The sequence below is a fragment of the Burkholderia sp. AU16741 genome (genome assembly GCF_002223345.1).
GTDB classification, from domain to species: domain Bacteria; phylum Pseudomonadota; class Gammaproteobacteria; order Burkholderiales; family Burkholderiaceae; genus Burkholderia; species Burkholderia sola.
Genome location: NZ_NKEZ01000003.1, coordinates 484,615 through 504,582, shown reverse-complemented (window position 1 = coordinate 504,582; position 19,968 = coordinate 484,615). Strand labels below are relative to the sequence as shown.

General features: G+C 65.1%; 18 protein-coding genes and 1 other RNA gene. 4 read left to right on the top strand and 15 right to left on the bottom strand.

Annotated features, from left to right (window positions below; translation table 11 throughout):
- The 12 genes from CFB89_RS04785 to gyrA form a co-directional block, all read right to left on the bottom strand.
- Entirely contained in the window at nt 1-1,401 is a 1,401-nt protein-coding gene (locus tag CFB89_RS04785) for a UDP-glucose/GDP-mannose dehydrogenase family protein (RefSeq protein ID WP_089466934.1), read from the bottom strand.
- A gap of 90 nt (nt 1,402-1,491) precedes the next feature.
- Nucleotides 1,492-2,664 carry a lipopolysaccharide assembly protein LapB gene (lapB, locus tag CFB89_RS04780; protein ID WP_089466933.1) on the bottom strand — a complete coding sequence of 391 codons (1,173 nt, stop codon included), beginning with the start codon at nt 2,662-2,664 and terminating at the stop codon, nt 1,492-1,494.
- A 54-nt stretch (nt 2,665-2,718) separates the two neighbouring features.
- Nucleotides 2,719-3,012 carry a lipopolysaccharide assembly protein LapA domain-containing protein gene (locus tag CFB89_RS04775; protein ID WP_012328123.1) on the bottom strand — a complete coding sequence of 98 codons (294 nt, stop codon included), beginning with the start codon at nt 3,010-3,012 and terminating at the stop codon, nt 2,719-2,721.
- Between the two features lie 221 nt (nt 3,013-3,233).
- Entirely contained in the window at nt 3,234-3,557 is a 324-nt protein-coding gene (locus CFB89_RS04770) for an integration host factor subunit beta (protein WP_089466932.1), read from the bottom strand.
- A gap of 22 nt (nt 3,558-3,579) precedes the next feature.
- Complete coding sequence (rpsA, locus tag CFB89_RS04765; protein WP_011544885.1) at nt 3,580-5,292, bottom strand: 30S ribosomal protein S1; 1,713 nt, start codon at nt 5,290-5,292, stop codon at nt 3,580-3,582.
- Nucleotides 5,293-5,434: 142 nt separating this feature from the next.
- Complete coding sequence (gene cmk, locus CFB89_RS04760) at nt 5,435-6,121, bottom strand: (d)CMP kinase (RefSeq protein ID WP_044844836.1); 687 nt, start codon at nt 6,119-6,121, stop codon at nt 5,435-5,437.
- A gap of 13 nt (nt 6,122-6,134) precedes the next feature.
- Nucleotides 6,135-7,439: a 3-phosphoshikimate 1-carboxyvinyltransferase gene (gene aroA, locus CFB89_RS04755; protein ID WP_089466931.1), complete on the bottom strand. Its 1,305-nt coding sequence runs from the start codon at nt 7,437-7,439 to the stop codon at nt 6,135-6,137.
- Nucleotides 7,440-7,452: 13 nt separating this feature from the next.
- Nucleotides 7,453-8,382 (bottom strand): prephenate dehydrogenase/arogenate dehydrogenase family protein, encoded by a 930-nt coding sequence (locus CFB89_RS04750; RefSeq protein WP_089466930.1) that lies wholly within the window; start codon nt 8,380-8,382, stop codon nt 7,453-7,455.
- Nucleotides 8,383-8,568: 186 nt separating this feature from the next.
- The gene (gene pheA, locus CFB89_RS04745; RefSeq protein WP_034206715.1) at nt 8,569-9,651 is read right to left on the bottom strand and encodes a prephenate dehydratase; all 1,083 of its coding nucleotides are present in this window, start codon (nt 9,649-9,651) and stop codon (nt 8,569-8,571) included.
- A 33-nt stretch (nt 9,652-9,684) separates the two neighbouring features.
- A complete protein-coding gene (gene serC / locus CFB89_RS04740) occupies nt 9,685-10,767 on the bottom strand; it encodes a 3-phosphoserine/phosphohydroxythreonine transaminase (protein ID WP_089466929.1) in 1,083 nt (360 codons plus the stop codon).
- A gap of 154 nt (nt 10,768-10,921) precedes the next feature.
- Nucleotides 10,922-11,521, bottom strand: coding sequence for a DUF2059 domain-containing protein (locus CFB89_RS04735; RefSeq protein ID WP_006486966.1), 600 nt, complete (start codon nt 11,519-11,521; stop codon nt 10,922-10,924).
- A gap of 83 nt (nt 11,522-11,604) precedes the next feature.
- Nucleotides 11,605-14,208 carry a DNA gyrase subunit A gene (gyrA, locus tag CFB89_RS04730; RefSeq protein WP_089466928.1) on the bottom strand — a complete coding sequence of 868 codons (2,604 nt, stop codon included), beginning with the start codon at nt 14,206-14,208 and terminating at the stop codon, nt 11,605-11,607.
- Nucleotides 14,209-14,763: 555 nt separating this feature from the next.
- Between gyrA and ompA the strand changes: the two genes are divergently transcribed.
- The 4 genes from ompA (at nt 14,764) to ssrA (ending at nt 17,397) form a co-directional block, all read left to right on the top strand.
- The gene (gene ompA / locus CFB89_RS04725; RefSeq protein ID WP_006476579.1) at nt 14,764-15,432 is read left to right on the top strand and encodes an outer membrane protein OmpA; all 669 of its coding nucleotides are present in this window, start codon (nt 14,764-14,766) and stop codon (nt 15,430-15,432) included.
- 152 nt (nt 15,433-15,584) lie between these two features.
- Nucleotides 15,585-16,283, top strand: coding sequence for a bifunctional 2-polyprenyl-6-hydroxyphenol methylase/3-demethylubiquinol 3-O-methyltransferase UbiG (ubiG, locus tag CFB89_RS04720; protein ID WP_089466927.1), 699 nt, complete (start codon nt 15,585-15,587; stop codon nt 16,281-16,283).
- Between the two features lie 13 nt (nt 16,284-16,296).
- Nucleotides 16,297-17,010: a phosphoglycolate phosphatase gene (gene gph / locus CFB89_RS04715; protein ID WP_089466926.1), complete on the top strand. Its 714-nt coding sequence runs from the start codon at nt 16,297-16,299 to the stop codon at nt 17,008-17,010.
- 17 nt (nt 17,011-17,027) lie between these two features.
- Nucleotides 17,028-17,397: a transfer-messenger RNA gene (ssrA, locus tag CFB89_RS04710) on the top strand.
- Between the two features lie 282 nt (nt 17,398-17,679).
- Here the strand turns inward: ssrA and CFB89_RS04705 are convergent.
- The 3 genes from CFB89_RS04705 to CFB89_RS04695 form a co-directional block, all read right to left on the bottom strand.
- The gene (locus CFB89_RS04705; RefSeq protein ID WP_089466925.1) at nt 17,680-18,033 is read right to left on the bottom strand and encodes a DUF4148 domain-containing protein; all 354 of its coding nucleotides are present in this window, start codon (nt 18,031-18,033) and stop codon (nt 17,680-17,682) included.
- A gap of 354 nt (nt 18,034-18,387) precedes the next feature.
- The gene (locus CFB89_RS04700) at nt 18,388-18,657 is read right to left on the bottom strand and encodes a hypothetical protein (protein ID WP_089466924.1); all 270 of its coding nucleotides are present in this window, start codon (nt 18,655-18,657) and stop codon (nt 18,388-18,390) included.
- Between the two features lie 101 nt (nt 18,658-18,758).
- On the bottom strand, nt 18,759-19,865 hold the full coding sequence (locus tag CFB89_RS04695) for a substrate-binding domain-containing protein (protein ID WP_089466923.1): 1,107 nt from the start codon (nt 19,863-19,865) through the stop codon (nt 18,759-18,761).
- Nucleotides 19,866-19,968: the final 103 nt, after the last annotated feature.

The window sequence follows — 19,968 nt, the reverse complement described above, 5'->3', positions numbered from 1 at the left end:
TCAGCCACGGGAAAACGACTGGGGATCGACGTACGGCCGGCCGATCGCGTAGTAGTCGATGCCGAGTTCGGCCATCGCGTCCGGCTCGTACAGGTTGCGCCCGTCGAAGATCACCGGCGCCTTCAGCTCGGCCTTCAGGCGCGTGAAATCGGGGCTGCGGAACTCCTTCCACTCGGTCACGATCACGAGGGCGTCCGCACCCGTGACCGCGGCGTCCTGCGTGTCGACGAGATGCAGTCGCGCCAGCACGGTCGCATCGTCGCCGAAATCCAGCGCGAACACGCGCCGCGCTTCGTCGACGGCCACCGGATCGTAGGCGCGCACGGTCGCGCCGCGCTCGAGCAGCGCGGCGATCAGGCGGCGGCTCGGCGCCTCGCGCATGTCGTCGGTGTTCGGCTTGAATGCCAGGCCCCAGACCGCGAACTCGCGGCCCGTGAGGTCGACGCCGAAGCGCTGCTCGATCTTGCCGATCAGCACGTCCTTCTGCGCATGGTTGGCGGCCTCGACGGCCTCCAGGATGCGCAGCGGCTGGCCGTTCTCGCCCGCGGTGCGGATCAGCGCCTGCACGTCCTTCGGGAAGCACGAGCCGCCGTAGCCGACGCCGGCGTACAGGAAGTGGTAGCCGATGCGCGGATCGGAGCCGATCCCGCGGCGCACGGCCTCGATGTCGGCGCCGACCTTGTCGGCGAGATTCGACATCTCGTTCATGAACGAGATACGCGTCGCCAGCATCGCGTTCGCCGCGTACTTCGCGAACTCCGCCGACCGCACGTCCATGTAGATCGTGCGCTCGTGATTGCGGTTGAACGGCGCGTAGAGCTTCTTCATCTTCTCGCGCGCGATCGTGCCGGCTTCGTCGTCGTCGACGCCGATGATGATCCGGTCCGGGCGCATGAAATCCTCGACCGCTGCGCCTTCCTTCAGGAATTCCGGGTTCGAGACGACCGAGAAGCGATGCGCGACGCTGCCCGCGAGCCCGCGGGCGGCGAGCGCCTCGTCGACCACGCCGCGCACGCGACGTGCGGTGCCGACCGGCACCGTCGACTTGTCGACGATCACCTTGAAGCCCGTCATGTGGCGGCCGATGTTGCGCGCGGCCTCGAGCACGTATTGCAGGTCGGCCGAGCCGTCCTCGTCGGGCGGCGTGCCGACCGCGATGAACTGGATCTCGCCATGCGCGACGCTCGCCTCGATGTCGGTCGAGAAACGCAGGCGCCCCGCCGTGCGGTTGCGCGCGATGATGTCCAGCAGCCCCGGTTCGTGAATCGGCATCCCGCCGTTGTTCAGGATGTCGATCTTGCGCGGATCGACGTCGAGACAGAAGACGTCGTGACCGATCTCCGCGAGGCAGGCGCCCGTGACGAGACCGACATAGCCGGTGCCGATGATGGTGATTTTCATAGATGTTCCGGTACTTCCCGGTAATTGACTAACTTGGCCGCCGGGCCGGGCCCGGCGGCAACCGCAGCGCGTTGGCTCCGCGTGCCGGGATCAGCCCGGCATCGCGGGTTCGACGCGGCGCGGCGCATAGGTTTCCCAGCCGCTGCATCCGGGGCACTGCCAGTAGAAGAGGCGTGCCCGGAAACCGCAATTCTGGCACGTATACCGTGGCAGATTTTTCGTGCGCTGCTTGATCAGCGCACGCATCATTTCAAGTTCCTTACGGCGCGGTTCGTCGGCCGCCGCGATCTGCGCATCGAGCAGGTGCAGCATTCCCGACAGGTTCGGCGACTTTTCCATCTGCGTGCGTGCGAGCGTGTGAGCCGCATCCTGGCCGCGCAACCCGGCAATATGCTGATAGGCGATGTCGAGCAAGTCGTTCGACGGATAACGATCGACGTACCCCATCAGCAGTTCGGCGCCTTCGACGTTCTTGCCGAGCGCGACATACGCCTTCATCAGCTTGTCCGCAACGAGCGGCAGATACGCCGGGTTCTGCGCTTCGACGCGCTTCCAGTGCTCGATCGCGGCCGCGTGGTCGCCCGCCGCTTGCGCCGCGTCGCCCGACAGGATCGTCGCACGGACATTCTGCGGATTCACGGTCAGCGCAAGGCGCAACTGCTCCGCCGCCGCCGCGGCATGCTTGCGCTGCAGCGCGTCCTGCGCGAGTTCGCAGTGAAACTGCGCAATTTCGATGCCAAGCGGCTTGTCGCTCATCGATTCGATGCGTTTCGCCGTATCGATCGACTTGTTCCAGTCCTTCTCGATTTCGTAGATCGTCAGCAGCGCCCGCTGTGCGCCGAGCGCGTAGTCGCCGTCCGCGAGCTTGTGGAACGCCTCTTCGGCGCGATCCAGCAGCCCGGCTTTCAGGAAATCCTGGCCCAGTTCGTACAGCGCGTGGTCGCGCTCGTTGACCGGCAGATCGGTACGGCTCAGCAGGTTCTGGTGCACGCGAATCGCGCGGTCGGTCTCGCCGCGGCGGCGAAACAGGTTGCCGAGCGCGAAGTGCAGCTCGACCGTTTCGGGGTCGAGCTTGGCCACCTCGATGAACGCATCGATCGCCTTGTCGGGTTGTTCGTTCAACAGAAAATTCAGGCCGCGAAAATACGAGCGCGGCAGGTTGGCGCTCTCCGACAGGAGATTCTTCAGGTCATAGCGTGACGCCGCCCAACCGAGCGCGAACGCGACCGGAATCGCGAGCAACCACCAGAAATCCAGATCCATGCGAAATATCGAAGCAGAGACGAAAACCGCGCGATTGATCGCGCGGCGTCCGGGTTAAATGACGGGCGGCATCGGCGGCTGATCGATGACGGCAGGCGTTTCGCGCGCCGCACGCAGATCGCGCTTCAAACGCCCGTTCTCGAGACGCAGACGGAAGATCGAAGGCAGCGCGGACAGCAGGCCGGCCAGCAGCCCCACGGCGAAGAATGCCAGGCCGATCAGGATCAGCGGCGCTTGCCATGCGTAGCCGGCAACGAAATTCAGCGTCGCGGTTTGTGTATTGGCCAGCGCAAGCACCAGCAGCAGGACGAACACCAATACCCGGATCAGCCAGACGATAAACTTCATGAAGCCCTCTCTTTGTTGAGGTTTGCCGCGGCGCGCGACTCCCCTTCGTCGCACCGAATCGACCCGTATTGTAAAGGAAGCGTTTCCGCGGCTGCGCACATCCTGTGCGCAGCATTGCGGGTCGGTTGCCGGACATGCCGCCGGAAATGAAAAAAGCGCCCGCAAGGGGCGCTTTTCTTTTCAGCCTTCGCCGGACAGGTTCCGGGCACACCGAACGACGCTCAATGCTCGTCGTCCGGATCGTCAGCCTTCAGCGGTTCACCGGCGCGGCCGTCGACGCGTTCACGCAATTCCTTGCCGGGTTTGAAGTGCGGCACGAACTTCTCGGGCACCTGCACTTTCTCCCCCGACTTCGGGTTGCGTCCGACGCGCGCCGGGCGACGATTGAGGCCGAAGCTGCCGAAACCCCGAATTTCAATGCGATGCCCTTTCGCCAGGGCGTCGGACATCGCATCGAGCATCGTTTTCACCGCGAAATCCGCATCCTTGAGGACAAGTTGCGGAAATCGCGATGCCAGCTGCGCGACCAACTCGGATTTGGTCATACTTCAGCAGACCTCGTAAGGCTTACTGGTTCTGGCCGTCGAGCTTCGCCTTCAGCAGCGCGCCGAGGTTGGTCGTACCGGTCGCAGCAGCGCTGGAGTCCGACTGCAGGCCGCGGATCGCTTCCTGTTGTTCAGCCGAATCCTTCGCCTTGATCGACAGGTTGATGCCGCGCGACTTGCGATCGATGTTGATCACCATCGCGTTGACCTTGTCGCCTTCCTTCAGCACGTTGCGTGCATCTTCGACGCGATCCTGCGAAATTTCCGATGCACGCAGGTAGCCTTCGATGTCGCCCGTCAGCGTGACGACCGCACCCTTCGCATCGACCGTCTTCACGACGCCGTCGACGATCGAGCCCTTGTCGTTCATTGCAACGTAGTTGCTGAACGGGTCGCCTTCGAGCTGCTTGATGCCGAGCGAAATGCGCTCCTTCTCGACGTCGATACCGAGCACGATCGCTTCGACTTCGTCGCCCTTCTTGTACTTGCGAACGGCTTCTTCGCCGGCTTCGCTCCACGACAGGTCCGACAGGTGGACCAGGCCGTCGATGCCGCCCGGCAGACCGATGAACACGCCGAAGTCGGTGATCGACTTGATTGCACCCGTGATCTTGTCGCCCTTCTTGAAGTTGCGGCTGAAGTCATCCCACGGATTCGGCTTGCACTGCTTCATGCCGAGGCTGATACGACGACGATCTTCGTCGATCTCGAGGACCATGACTTCGACTTCGTCGCCCAGCTGGACAACCTTCGACGGCGCAACGTTCTTGTTGGTCCAGTCCATTTCCGACACGTGGACGAGGCCTTCGATGCCCGATTCCACTTCGACGAATGCGCCGTAGTCGGTGATGTTCGTGACCTTGCCGAACAGGCGCGTGCCCGACGGGTAACGGCGCGAGATGCCTTCCCACGGATCGTCGCCCAGTTGCTTGATGCCCAGCGACACGCGGTTCTTCTCTTGGTCGAACTTGAGGATCTTCGCGGTGACTTCCTGGCCAACCGACAGGACTTCGCTCGGGTGACGCACGCGACGCCATGCGATGTCGGTGATGTGCAGCAGGCCGTCGATGCCGCCGAGGTCGACGAACGCGCCGTAATCGGTGATGTTCTTGACCACGCCGTTGACGATCGCGCCTTCCTTCAGCGTCTCGAGCAGCTTCGCGCGCTCTTCGCCTTGGGTTGCTTCGATCACTGCACGACGCGACAGCACGACGTTGTTACGCTTGCGATCGAGCTTGATCACGCGGAACTCGAGCGTCTTGCCTTCGTACGGCGTCGTGTCCTTGACCGGACGCGTGTCGACCAGCGAACCCGGCAGGAACGCGCGGATGCCGTTGACCATCACGGTCATGCCGCCCTTCACCTTGCCGGTGATCGTGCCGGTGACGAGTTCGTTGTTGTCGAGCGCCTTTTCCAGCGACAGCCACGATGCAAGGCGTTTTGCCTTGTCGCGCGACAGGATCGTGTCGCCGTAGCCGTTTTCGAGTGCGTCGATCGCGACGGACACGAAATCGCCCGACTGCACCTCAACCTCGCCCTGATCGTTCAGGAATTCCTCGATCGGAATGTAAGCCTCGGACTTCAGGCCTGCATTGACGACCACGAAGTTGTGGTCGACGCGCACGACTTCGGCGGAAATCACTTCGCCGGCGCGCATGTCTTGGCGGGTCAGCGACTCTTCGAACAGAGCCGCAAAGGATTCGGTATTCGGGGTGGAGGTTTGCAGGTCGGACATAAAAATCTGATTGTGCATGGCTCGCTGTGCCACGCCGGCCGGAATGGCAGGCTGAAAGGGCCAGATCGAGGACCACACGGGGTTAAGGGTTCGAAACACGCTCCGCGCTTGCGACGCGGAGCACCTACCGCTGCCCGCCTTCTCAGGCGGGCTGGCCGAGCGCCCGGTACCACTGCAGCACCTGGTCGACGGCTTCATCGACCGAAAGCGCCGACGTATCGAGCAGCTTGGCATCTGCCGCAGGCTTCAGCGGCGCGGCTGCGCGATTGCTGTCGCGCGCGTCACGTTCACGAAGATCCCGGAGCAAGTCATCTATATTAGCAGAAAAACCTTTTTGCATCAATTGCTTATGCCGCCTGGCCGCGCGCGCCTCGGCGCTGGCCGTCAGGAACACCTTCAGCACGGCGTCCGGGAAGATCACCGTGCCCATGTCGCGCCCGTCCGCGACGAGGCCCGGCGTCTTGCGGAACGCGCGCTGGCGCGCGACGAGCGCGGTGCGCACGGGGCCGTGCACGGCGATCGCCGACGCGCGGTTGCCGACCGCTTCGGCACGAATGTCGTTCGACACGTCGACGCCGTCGAGCTGCGCACAACCTTCACGGAACGTGATGTGCAGATCGTCGATCAGCTTCACCAGCGCGTCGATGTCTTCCGCGGCGATCCCGTAGCGCACGCTCGCGAGCGCGGCGAGCCGGTACAGCGCGCCGCTGTCGAGCAGGTGGAAGCCGAGGTGCGCGGCGACGAGCGCCGCGACGGTCCCCTTGCCGGAAGCGGTCGGGCCGTCGATCGTGATGACGGGGGTCGGGTGAAAGGGTCGGGTCGATTTCATCGGGTCAGTCGGGTCAGGCCTTGGCGAGCGCGGCGAAGCGGTCGAAATAGTCGGGGAACGTCTTGCCGACGCACTTCGGATCGTTGATCCGCACGGGCACGCCGCCCAGGCTGACGAGCGAGAAGCACATCGCCATCCGGTGATCGTCGTACGTATCGATCGCCGCGTTCGGCGTGAGCTTTTCCGGCGGCGTGACGACGAGATAGTCGGGGCCTTCCTCGACGATCGCGCCGACCTTGCGCAGCTCGGTCGCCATCGCGGCGATGCGGTCCGTCTCCTTCACGCGCCAGCTCGCGATGTTGCGCAGCGTGCTCGTGCCGTTCGCGAACAGCGCCGCGACCGCGATGGTCATCGCCGCGTCGGGAATCAGGTTGAAGTCCATGTCGATCGGCTCGAGCTTGCCGTGATCGTGACCGATGCCGCGCACGTCGATCCAGTCGTCGCCCATCGTCACGTTCGCGCCCATCTGCATCAGCGCGTTCGCGAAACCGACGTCGCCCTGGATGCTCGCCCGCCCGACGCCCTCGACCCGCAGCGGGCCGCCGCCCAGCGCGCCGGCCGCGAGGAAGTACGACGCGGACGACGCGTCGCCCTCGACCATGATCCGCCCCGGCGAGCGGTAGCGGACGCCGGCCGGCACGACGAAACGCTGCCAGCCGTCGCGCTCGACGGTCACGCCGAAGCGCGCCATCAACCGGATCGTGATGTCGATGTACGGCTTCGAGATCAGCTCGCCGTCGACTTCGACGACGGTCCTGCCGTCCTTCGCCTTCACGAGCGGCAGCGTCATCAGCAGCGCGGTGAGGAACTGGCTCGACACGTCGCCGCGCACGCGGATCGGCGCATCGACCGAAATCGTCGCGGGCTTGATCCGCAGCGGCGGGTAGCCTTCGTTCAGCTCGTAGTCGATCTGCGCGCCGATCTGGCGCAAGCCGTCGACGAGATCGCCGATCGGCCGTTCATGCATGCGCGGCACGCCGTGCACGCGATAGTCGCCGCCGTTTACCGCGAGCGCGGCGGTCAGCGGCCGGACGGCCGTGCCCGCGTTCCCGAGGAACAGGTCGGCCGTCTTCGCGGTGAACGCGCCGCGCGTGCCGGCGACCACGCAGGTGTCGCCGTCGCGCGCGAGCTTCACGCCGAGCTTGCCGAGCGCGTCGAGCATCACGCGCGTGTCGTCGGAGTCGAGCAGGTTGGTGATCGTCGTTTCGCCTTCGGCGAGCGCCGCGAGCAGCAGCACGCGATTCGAAATGCTCTTCGAGCCGGGCAGGCGCACGGTGCCCGAAGCGCTGGAATACGGGCCGAGATCGAGGTAGTCCATGGGAATCGTCCTGTTATTTCTTGACCGGTTCGGCGGCGGGCGCGCCGCCGCGCTCCTGCCATGCCTTGCGTGCGGCGCGCGAGCGCGTGAATACGGCTTCGAGCGCCGCGCCGTCGCCGGCGTCGATCGCCGCGCGCAGCCGCGTGAGCACGCGCGTATAGCCGTCGAGTTCGTCGAGCAGCGCCGCGCGGTTCGCGACGCACACGTCGCGCCACATTTCCGGGTTCGACGCCGCGATGCGCGTGAAATCGCGGAAACCGCCGGCCGCGTACGAGAATTTCAGTTCCGCGTCGGCCTCGCCGAGAATCTGCTCGACGAGCGCGAACGACAGCACGTGCGGCAGATGGCTGATCGATGCAAATACGCGATCGTGCTGTTCGGTGCTCATCATGCGCACGTCGGCGCCGGTCGCGCGCCACATCGCGTCGATCCGGGCCACCGCGTCGGGCGCGTTCTCCGGCAGCGGACACAGCACGACGTTGCGGCCGACGTAGAGATCCGGCAACGCTGCCTCGACACCGCTCGATTCGCGCCCCGCGATCGGATGACCGGGCACGAACTGCGCGATCCGCTCGCCGAGCGCGTCGCGCGCGGCCGCGACGACGTCGGACTTGGTGCTGCCCGCATCGGTGACGATCGTCGCGCCGTCGAGCCACGGCGCGATGCGCGCGAGCAACGGGCCCGTCTGCGCGACGGGCGCGGCCAGCAGGACGAGATCGGCGCCGGCGAGCGCGTCGCGCAACTGCGCGTCGTCGTCGTCGAGCGCCGCCGCGCGGTCGATCACGCCGAGCGACAGCGCGCGCTCGACCGACGCACGCGAACGGCCGACGCCGACGATCTCGCCCGCGCCGCCCGGCGCGCGCTCGCGCAGCGCGCGGGCCAGCGATCCGCCGATCAGGCCGACGCCGAAGATGACCAGTTTGTTGAATGCAAAGCCTGACACGACAAGAGCCAAGTTACGCGCGCGAAACGACGCCCCGCACGCGGAATTCCAGATTCCGGGCAACGGGCCCGCACCCGGCACAACCTGCGCCGGATACCGCCCGAACCCGCCTTCGACAGCGCCGATCGGCCTGCCCTGCCCGCCCGGCCGCCCCGCCTGCGTCAAGCACGCGACGGCCGCCGCGCGTCAGCGTGCGCGAGGATACGAACCGAGTATCTTCAGGAACGCGGCCTTCTGGCCGAGTTCCGCGAGCGCGGCCGCCACCGCCGCATCGTCGCGATGCCCTTCGATGTCGATGTAGAAGTAGTACTCCCACGTGCCGACGCGGGCCGGACGCGACTCGAAGCGCGTCATCGACACGCCGTGCCGCGCGAGCGGCTCGAGCAGCTTGAACACGGCGCCCGGCTCGTTCTTCACGGACACGATCAACGACGTCTGGTCGTGACCGCTCTGGCCGGCCGGCTGCTTGCCGACGATCACGAAGCGCGTGCGGTTGTGCGGATCGTCCTGAATCAGCGAGAACGCGATCTGCAATCCATAGTGTGCGGCCGCGCGGTCGCCGGCGATCGCCGCGACGGTCGGGTCGGCCGCCGCGAGGCGCGCGGCCTCCGCGTTGCTCGCCACGGCCTGCCGCTCGAGCTGCGGCGCATTCGCCGCGAGCCACTGCTGGCATTGCGCGAGCGCTTGCGCATGCGCGCAGACGCGCTTCACGCCGTCGAGCGTGCCGCTCTGCGTGAGCAGGTTGTGATGGATCGGCAGCGCGAGCTCGCCGCTGATCACCAGTTGGGTCTGCAGCAGGAGGTCGAGCGTGCGCGATACGGCGCCTTCGGTCGAATTCTCGACCGGCGCGATACCAAACGCGGACGCACCGGCCTCGACCGAGCGGAACACCTCGTCGATCGACGGGCACGGCAGCCCTTCGATCGACTGGCCGAAATACTCGAGCATCGCCTGTTCGCTGTACGTGCCGACCGGCCCGAGGAACGCGACGTGGATCGTCTGCTCGAGCGCGCGGCTCGCCGCCATGATCTCGCGCCAGATGGCGCTGATGTGCTCGCTCGCGAGCGGCCCGGCGCTCATGTCCTGCAGCCGCGCGATCACCTGCAGCTCGCGCTCCGGCCGGAACACCGGCGCGTTGAAATGCTTCTTGACCTCGCCCACCTCGAGCGCCACCGCGGCGCGCTGGTTCAGGAGCGCGATCAGCTGCGCGTCGATCGCGTCGATGCGGTCGCGCAGCGGTTTCAGGCGGGAATTCAGTTCGTCGTCCATGCGTTTTGCCGTGCTGTTTGAACCGCGCCGCCGTCAGGCGCCGCGCTGCTCGAAGTCCTTCATGTACTCGACGAGCGCCTTCACGCCCTCGAGCGGCACCGCGTTGTAGATCGACGCCCGCATGCCGCCGACGGACTTGTGGCCCTTCAGCTGCAGCAGCCCGCGCGCCTTTGCGCCGGCAAGGAAGTCTTCGTTGCGCGTTTCGTCGGCCAGGAAAAACGGCACGTTCATCCGCGAACGTGCTGCCGGCTCGACCTTGTTCAGATAGAAGCTGCTCGCGTCGATCGTGTCGTAGAGCAGCTTCGATTTTTCGATGTTGCGAGCCTCGATCGCTTCGAGGCCGCCCTGCCGCTTCAGCCACTGGAACACCAGGCCCGCGATGTAGATCGCGTAGGTGGGCGGCGTGTTGTACAGCGAATTGTTCGCGGCGATGGTCTTCCATTCGAACGCGGACGGGCAGATCGACAGCGCGCGATCGAGCAGATCCTCGCGCACGATCACGACCGTCACGCCGGCCATCCCGATGTTCTTCTGCGCGCCGCCGAACAGCACGCCGTACTTCGCGACGTCCATCGGGCGCGACAGGATGTGCGACGAGACGTCCGCGACCAGCGGCACGTCGCCGAGATCGGGAATCTCGAACGTCTCGACGCCATCGATCGTCTCGTTGGTGCACAGATGCACGTAGGCCGGATCGTCCGACAGCTGCCACTCGGCGCGCGCGGGCGCACGCGTGAAGCCGTCTTCCGTCTTGCCGCTCGCGGCCAGATGCGGCGTGCAGAACTTCTTCGCCTCGCCGAACGATTTCTGCGACCACGAACCCGTCACGACGAAGTCGGCCGTCTTGCGCGCGCCGAGCAGGTTCATCGGCACGATCGCGTTTTCCGCGATGCCGCCGCCCTGCAGGAACAGGATCCGGTGGCTCGCCGGCACGTCGAGCAGGTCGCGCAGGTCGGTCAGCGCGGCCTCGTGGATCGACATGAATTCCTTGCCGCGATGGCTCATCTCCATCACGCTCATGCCGCTGCCGTGCCAGTCGAGCATTTCGTCGGCGGCCTGCCGCAGCACTTCCTCGGGCATCGCCGCAGGGCCGGCGGAGAAATTAAAGACGCGCATCGTGAAAACCTCGGGAGGGACGCGACCGGCTTGCGCCGGCAGACCGCGCCAGAAAAGAAATGGCCGCTTGCGCTCGCGCGCAAACGGCCATTATCGCACTGTCGTCAGGCTCCCGCCAAACCCGGCCGAACGGCCGGGGGCGCGCCCGGACAGCTTACTTGCCCGGCTTGACTGCTGCGACTTCCTTGTCAGCCTGCGTACGCGTTGCCTGGATCGCTTGCGGCATGTACTTCTGCATCAGGCCGTTGACCACGTCGCGACCGACCTGATCCTGAACCTGGATGAACTTGCGGCCCGTCGGGCTCTTGTAGAACGTCGTCAGATCCTTGATCTCCGACGTGCTGTAGTACTTCGCGTATGCGTCGTACTGAGCCGACATCGCGTCGCTCTGGAACTGTTGCGTGCCGAACACCTTGCCCGCGCCGTCGACCAGCTTCGGCACCGCGTTCTTCTGCAGCGTCGGAACGGCAGCCTGCTTCTGCTTGTCGTTCAGCGTCTTGTTTTCCGACAGCGCGTCCGACAGGATAGCCGGCACGAGCTGCTTCGCCTGCATTTCGGCGCTGTTGCCGATTGCCGACACGAGCTTCGGCGCGTCGATCGCGTCGAGCAGATCCTTGATCGCTGCCTTCTTGTCGGCGTCGATCGGCGCAGCTGCCGCCGGAGCAGCCGGTGCGGAATTCGACAGCGCTTGCGCCATCGCGAACGTCGGCACCAGTGCAGCCAGCAGAACCAGTTGCTTGAATTGCTTTTGCATCATCACTCCCTTTTGGAAATATGAATGGTTGCTCGCCGGCCGCGGCGCTTTGCGCCCGCGGCGGCCAGAGTCTCATCCGTTCTTCAGGCTTCGCCGTCCGACGCCTCGTCGGCCTCGCCCTCTCCCTCTTCGGCCTCCGCGATCTGCTGCAGGCCAGAGAGCTTCGTACCCTCATCGAGACTGATGAGTGTAACACCTTGCGTGGCGCGACCCATCTCGCGTATCTCGGAAACACGGGTGCGAATCAACACGCCGGCCGTCGTGATCAGCATGATCTGATCCTCGGCGTCGACGAGCGTAGCGGCCACGACCTTGCCGTTGCGCTCGGACGTCTGGATCGCGATCATACCCTTCGTGCCGCGGCCATGGCGCGTGTACTCGGTGATCGGCGTGCGCTTGCCGTAGCCGTTTTCGGTCGCGGTGAGCACGGTCTGCTCCTCGCTGCCCGCGACCAGCATCGCGATGACCTGCTGCCCCTCCTCGAGCTGCATGCCGCGCACGCCGCGTGCCTCGCGCCCCATCGGACGCACGTCGTTCTCGTCGAAACGCACGGCCTTGCCGGAGTCCGAGAACAGCATCACGTCGTGCGCGCCGTCGGTGATCGACGCACCGATCAGGTAGTCGCCGTCGTCGAGGCCGACCGCGATGATGCCTTTCTTCATCGGGCGGCTGAACGCTTCGAGCGGCGTCTTCTTCACGGTGCCGAGCGACGTCGCCATGAAGATGAACTTGTCGGCCGAGAATTCCTTGACCGGCAGCACGACGTTGATCTTCTCGCCTTCCTGCAGCGGGAACATGTTGACGATCGGGCGACCGCGCGAGTTGCGCGAACCCTGCGGCACTTCGTAGACCTTGACCCAGTACACGCGGCCGCGGTTCGAGAAGCAGAGGATGTAGTCGTGCGTGTTCGCGATGAAGAGCGTCTCGATCCAGTCGTCTTCCTTCATCTGCGTCGCCTGCTTGCCGCGGCCGCCGCGCTTCTGCGCACGGTACTCGGACAGCGGCTGCGACTTCACGTAGCCCGCGTGCGACATCGTGACGACCATGTCCTGCGGCGTGATCAGATCCTCGGTGTTCAGCTCGGTCGCGTTCAGCTCGATCCTCGAGCGGCGCGCGTCGCCGAATTCGGCCTTCACCGCGGTCAGTTCCTCGCCGATCATCGTCGTGATCCGCTCGGGGCGCGCGAGGATGTCCAGCAGGTCGGCGATCTGTGCCATCACGTCGCGGTACTCGCCGATGATCTTGTCCTGCTCGAGGCCGGTCAGGCGCTGCAGACGCATCTGCAGGATTTCCTGTGCCTGCGTGTCGGACAGGCGATACAGCCCGTCGGTCTGCATCCCGAACGCCGGGTTCAGGCCTTCCGGACGGTACGCGGAACGGCCGCCGGCCGCCGCGTTCTCACTCTCGGCGCGCGTCAGCATCTCGCGCACGAGCGACGAATCCCACGGCTTCGCCATCAACTCCTGCTTCGCGATCGGCGGCGTCGGCGCGGCCTTGATGATCGCGATGAACTCGTCGATGTTCGCGAGCGCGACCGCGAGACCTTCGAGCACGTGGCCGCGTTCGCGGGCCTTGCGCAGTTCGTAGATCGTGCGGCGCGTCAGCACTTCGCGTCGGTGCGACAGGAAGCACTGCAGGATTTCCTTCAGGTTCAGCAGCTTCGGCTGGCCGTCGACGAGCGCGACCATGTTCATGCCGAACGTGTCCTGCAGCTGCGTCGCCTTGTACAGGTTGTTCAGCACCACTTCCGGCACTTCGCCGCGCTTGAGCTCGATCACCACGCGCATGCCGCTCTTGTCGGACTCGTCGCGGATGTCGGAAATGCCTTCGAGCTTCTTTTCGTTGACGAGCTCGGCGATCCGCTCGAGCAGCGAGCGCTTGTTCACCTGGTACGGCAGCTCGTCGACGATGATCGCCATCCGCTGACCGCGGTCGATCTCCTCGAAGTGCGTGGCCGCACGCATCACGACGCGGCCGCGCCCGGTGCGATAGCCGTCGCGCACGCCGGCGACGCCGTAGATGATGCCGGCCGTCGGGAAGTCCGGCGCGGGGATGATCTCGATCAGCTCGTCGATCGTCGCCTCCGGGTTGCCGAGCAGATGCTGGCACGCGTCGACGACTTCGTTCAGGTTGTGCGGCGGGATGTTGGTCGCCATGCCGACCGCGATGCCCGACGAGCCGTTGATCAGCAGGTTCGGAATGCGCGACGGCAGGACCGACGGCTGCATTTCGTTGCCGTCGTAGTTCGGCTCGAAATCGACCGTTTCCTTGTCGATGTCGGCGAGCAGCTCGTGACCGATCTTCGCCATGCGAATTTCGGTGTAACGCATCGCCGCGGCATTGTCGCCGTCGATCGAGCCGAAGTTGCCCTGCCCGTCGATCAGCATGTAGCGCAGCGAGAAATCCTGCGCCATCCGCACGATCGTGTCGTAGACCGCGGTATCGCCGTGCGGGTGGTATTTACCGATCACGTCGCCGACGATACGCGCCGACTTCTTGTACGCGCGGTTCCAGTCGTTGTTCAGTTCGTGCATCGCGAACAACACGCGCCGGTGCACCGGCTTGAGGCCATCGCGGACATCCGGGAGGGCACGTCCGACGATCACGCTCATCGCGTAATCGAGATACGAACGGCGCATTTCCTCCTCTAGGGAGGTGGGCAGGGTCTCTTTGGCGAATTGATCCATGTATCCGTATCGTTTCGGAGCGAAGACGGCGAACGCCTTTCGCGTGGGCGCTGCATGCGCAACGCAACGCGAGATTCTAACATGCGCCCATCAGCCGCCAATCCGCCTCCCCCTCTATATGTAAACAGCAAAAATCGCGGCCGCGACGAATCGACCGACATCATCGGTCGGAATCCGCACCGGCGAAATGACACGCGACGCGACGTCGAAGGCGATCGCATCCGCCATGTTTCCCGCGCACGAGTAAACAACTGCACGCGATCGCGCGATTTCGCCGCCCCGCTCTTGACAATCTCTAAAAGTTACGGCAGGCCGGTGTTGCGCATGCACCACAAAGTTGAAGCGATCTTGGGGTGGGGAGGATTTTTTTTCGTAGGAAGGGAACGATATGGCAAAATGCCAACGCACTGAAAGTTAGACGCTGCTCGAAGTCTACACAGAGCGGTGCCGCGTTTTTTGTGCCGCACCAATGTTATACTTCGAGCAATGTATGACTTGTCACCGTCAACAGGCTCGCAGTAAACCTGCGGTAATCTCAATTTCGAGAGGAGAAATATGAATAAACTTTCAAAGCTCGCGTTCATTGCAGCTACCGCAGTTATGGCTGCATCCGCTTCGGCACAGTCGGTGCCGGCGTCGCGTCAAGCCGTCAATGACAACTGGGTGAACGGCACGGGCGAATGGGTGTGGATGAACGGCACGAACGAGCTCTGCTGGCGCGATGCGTTCTGGACGCCGGCCACCGCCAACGCGAAGTGCGATGGCGCACTGGTCGCCCAGGCACCGCAGCCGCCGGTCGCTCCGGTCGCTCCGGCCATCACGAGCCAGAAGATCACGTATCAAGCTGATGCACTGTTCGACTTCGACAAGGCAACGCTCAAGCCGCTGGGCAAGCAAAAGCTGGACGAACTGGCTTCGAAGATCGAAGGCATGAACACGGAAGTGGTCGTCGCAACGGGCTACACGGACCGCATCGGTTCGGACAAGTACAACGACCGTCTGTCGCTGCGCCGTGCGCAAGCCGTGAAGTCGTACCTGGTCAGCAAGGGTGTGCCGGCCAACAAGATCTACACGGAAGGCAAGGGCAAGCGCAACCCGGTTACGACTGGCTGCAACCAGAAGAACCGCAAGCAACTCATCGCCTGCCTCGCACCGGATCGCCGCGTGGAAGTCGAAGTGGTTGGTACGCAGCAAGTGCAGAAGACGACCGTTCCGGCAAACTAAGCCGCGGTTTTCGACTGCTTCAAAGCCCCGCTCCGGCGGGGCTTTTTCATTGACGCCCGTCCAGGCGCTCGCTGGCCTCGTCGTCCGCCCGCTTATATACTCGGGGCTGACGCACCGAAGCACCGCCCTCCTCTCGTAGCCCGTTTGCCGACATGACCAACGCCGATCCGCACGAACTCCAGAAATTCAGCGACCTCGCCCACCGGTGGTGGGATCCGAATGCCGAATTCAAACCGCTGCACGACCTGAACCCGGTCCGGCTCGGCTGGATCGACGCGCATGCGCACCTGGTCGGCAAGCGCGTGCTCGACATCGGCTGCGGCGGCGGCATCCTGTCCGAATCGATGGCCGGACTCGGCGCCCAGGTGAAAGGCATCGACCTGTCGACCGAAGCGCTCGGCGTGGCCGACCTGCACAGCCTCGAAAGCGGCATTTCGGTCGATTACGAGGCGATCGCCGCCGAAGCGATCGCCGCGCGCGAACCGGGCACCTACGACGTCGTCACGTGCATGGAGATGCTCGAGCACGTGCCGTCGCCCGGCGATATCGTGGCCGCGTGCGCGACGCTCGTGAAGCCGGGCGGCTGGGTGTTCTTCTCGACGCTGAACCGCAACCTGAAGTCCTACCTGTTCGCGGTGATCGGCGCGGAATACATCGCACAAATGCTGCCGAAGGGCACGCACGATTACGCACGCTTCATCCACCCGTCGGAACTGGCCGGCTTCGTGCGCGCGACGGATCTGCACATCGCCGAGATCAAGGGCATCACGTATCACCCGATCGGCAAGCGCTTTGCGCTGTCCAACGACACCGACATCAACTACCTCGTCGCATGCCGACGCGGCGCATGACCTTTTGACCGGCATGACGACTCCCCTTTCGACCGCGCGGATCGCAGACGAACCGCGCCTGTTGCACTGCGATGCGGTCCTGTTCGATCTGGACGGCACGCTCGCCGACACGGCGCCCGATCTCGCGGCAGCCGTCAACAAGATGCAGCGCGAGCGCGGCCTGCCCGAAACGTCGATCGACGTGCTGCGGCCGCTGGCCTCGGCCGGCGCGCGCGGGCTGCTCGGCGGCGCGTTCGGCATCGATCCGCACACGCCCGGCTACGAGGCGATGCGCGACGAGTTCCTGGCCAACTACGCGGCCGACCTCTGCGTGCATACGACGCTGTTTCCCGGCATCGGCGACGTGCTCGACGAACTCGATGCGCGCGGGGTGCGCTGGGGCATCGTCACGAACAAGGCAATGCGGCTCACGGCGCCGCTCGTCGAACTGCTCGGCCTCGCGCCGCGCGCGGCCTGCATCGTCGGGGGCGACACAACGCCGCACCCGAAGCCGCATCCGGCCCCGCTGCTGCATGCGGCCGACCAGCTGACGCTCGCGCCCGCGCGCATCGTCTACGTCGGCGACGACCTGCGCGACATTCAGGCCGGCAGCGCCGCCGGGATGGCCACCGTCGCGGCCGCGTACGGCTATTGCGGCGACGGCGTCGCGCCGGCCGACTGGCAGGCCCAGCACCTCGTCGACACGACGCAGGAACTGCAGGCCCTGCTGCGCGATGTTGGGCTATAATGATCGATCTTATCCGCGGGGGCGACCTGGTTTCGACAGGGGTTGTGAAGCGGCTAGGGCATGTCGAGGACCCGTCACCTCGTTAATCAATGGGAAAATCGTAACTGCAAACGACGATACGTTCGCACTGGCAGCCTAAGGGCCGCCGTCCTCTGCCTAGTTCACTGACGGGCTAGTGTCGCAAGACCGGTAGCAATACCGCCAGAGGTCATTTACGTCAGTTAAGCCCTGTCGGCGTCGCGACGCCAGGGTCGAAAATCTAGCGAATCGCCGTAGTGCAGCGTGTTCGTCCGCGTCGCTGCGGTTAAATCAAAAGACTGGACTAAACATGTAGAACTAGTCGTGGAGCGCTTCTGGACGCGGGTTCGATTCCCGCCGCCTCCACCAAATTCCGCGCTCGTCGCACGAACCCCGCATGACGCAAGTCTGCGGGGTTTTTTGTTGCCGGCGAAACGCGCACGCCTGCCTCCTTCCCTTCCGAAAAAGCGCCCAGCCGCGGACGGGCCGGGCGGAATGCCGCCGGTATTCGGCGGCCGGAGGTGACCGATGTTTCTGCCGCGCCCGGGCCATCATCGATCGCGCCGGGCGGCGGCCGGCCCGGCGGCCAGGCTTCGGGCAACGCACGACGCGTCGCCGCGCCAGCGCCGCCCATACCGGGCGATGTGCGGCTTAGCTGCCGCGATACAGCGACTTCATTTCTTCCGCGCTGGCCGGGCGTACGCCCATTGCTCGCGAACCCGACGCCGATGCGCCCTGTGCCTGCGCACCGTAGCCACTGGCGTCGGCGCCTTGCGCTTGTGCGAGCGCACCGCGCTGCTGCTCCGCGATACGCGCCGTTGCGGCCTGGATGGCTTCCGGATAATGCGGATCCTCGCCGCGGGCGGTGTTGTAACCGGCCTGCTGGAGTTGAACCAGTTCGGCACGGACCTGCGCACGGGTGATCGCCGAACCCGACTGGGCGAACGACACGACCGGAGCAACGAGAGCTGCAGCAACGACGACGGCTTGAACGAGCGATTTCATGATGACCTACCTCCAGATTTGTCTGATTCGGCGGTGAACACCTTGATCAGCGCCGACAAACCGAAGTTTATGTAGGTGGATGCTTAAGAATAAGGCAGGTTTCAGGAAGACAGCCTTCCTGATTTACGGGTTAACCCTGAATTGCTTTCGGCGCGGCGTCGGCGAACGGCGGCCTCCTCCATGCTTGCATGGCACGAACGCTCGCAGAAAAGCACGAGCCCCGCGAAGCGACGGGCTTCGCGGGGCTCGAATCGAGCGGGATGGGGACGAAACGTACGCAGCGTCTGTCAGTTGATCAGGTCGCGGCGCAGAAGACAGACGCCCCGCTCGGAACGCCGACACGTTGCCTGCGCGTTACCGGGTATCCATTGGGCACTTCAGGTTGCAGCCGTTCGGGTCGCCCAGGTCACCCTTGCGGCGCAATGCGGACTTCTTGCCGCTCTGGTATTTCTCCGACGGCGCCGACGCCGCGAACGGCATCTGCGGATGTTCGTTCAGGCGGAACTGTTCGCTCAGGATGCCGCCGGGCACACCCGGGGAATTCTGCGCGAGCGCCAACGGAGAAGCGACGACCAGCAGCCCCGCGGTCAACGCTGCCGCGGCAAGGGGAACGGAAAATTTCATGGCGGGATGACGCCTGAACGGCGTGCTTGTTGGAACGTTGATCAAGCGGCAAGCGTAGCGCAAATCCCCCGCTGCTGCAGCGCGGTTCGATCGCCGTCTCGTTACCGGAAATTGCCGTCCGGCACACTCGCGCCGTCGCCGCCGGCCAGCCCCGTCGCGATGTGTTCCAGCGCGCCGCACGCGGCCGGATCGTAGCCGTCGAGATGCGCGACGCGCTCGACGAAGCGTGCGTCGCGCAACAGCGCCAGCACATCGGCCAGCGGTCGCACATCGAGCCGCGCGCGTTCGCATGCGAAGTAATAGTCCTCGTCGACGACCGGGATGAAGTCCAGCCCGAAATGACGGGCAGCCGGCTCGACGCCGAAACCGAGATCGGCCATGCCGCTCGCGACGAACGCCGCGATCGCCGAATGCGTGAGTTCGGCCGACGCATAGCCGTCGATGCGCTCCGGATCGATGCCGATCGCGCGCAGCGCGAGATCGAGCAGCATCCGCGTGCCCGACCCCGGCTGGCGGTTGACGAAGCGGATGTCGTTGCGTGCCAGATCCACAAGCCCGCGCACCTGTTTCGGGTTGCCGCGGGGGACGAACAGCCCCTGCTGGCGGCGCGTCAGGTGGATCAGCACGTGGCGCGTGTCGTCGAGCCACGGCCGGTAGATTTGCGCGCACTGCGCGCGAAACGCACCGCGCGGCAAATGGAAACCGGCGAGGTCGCATTCGCCGCGCGCAAGCGCCTGCACGGCCTCGACGCTCTCGCGGTATTTGATGTCGACGGCCGCCTGCGCATCGACGAGCGCGGAAACGAGCGTCGCCACCGCATACCCGTGCGACGCATGAATGCGCACGGCCCCGTCGCGCTGCGCGAGCCGCCGGTTCAACTCGCTGGCCACTTCGGCCGCCAGCGTGCGCAGGTTCCCGTCGAGGCGGCTGCGCGCGAGGCGCTGCGCGTCGACGACCGCCTGCCCGAGCGCCGACAACGTCGAACCCTTGCCGCGCGCGGTTTCGATCAACTCGCCGCCGATGCACGACTCCAGCGCGCGGAGCATGCCCCACGCGTGCCGGTACGACAGCCCCTTGGCTTGCGCGGCCTGCGAGATGCTGCCCGTATCGGCCACGAGCTCCAGCAGCGGCGCGACGTCGGACAGGCTGGCCGACCGGCCTTCGGTGTCGCGTACGGTCAGATACGCGTCGCATTCGATCCGAATCAATTATGCACTCCGATTTCCTATTGCGACCGCGAAATCTTCCGCTTATCGTTGGTGAAAATCAATCAGAACGAAGTCCCGCTGCGCACTATATGAATTTCGAGCG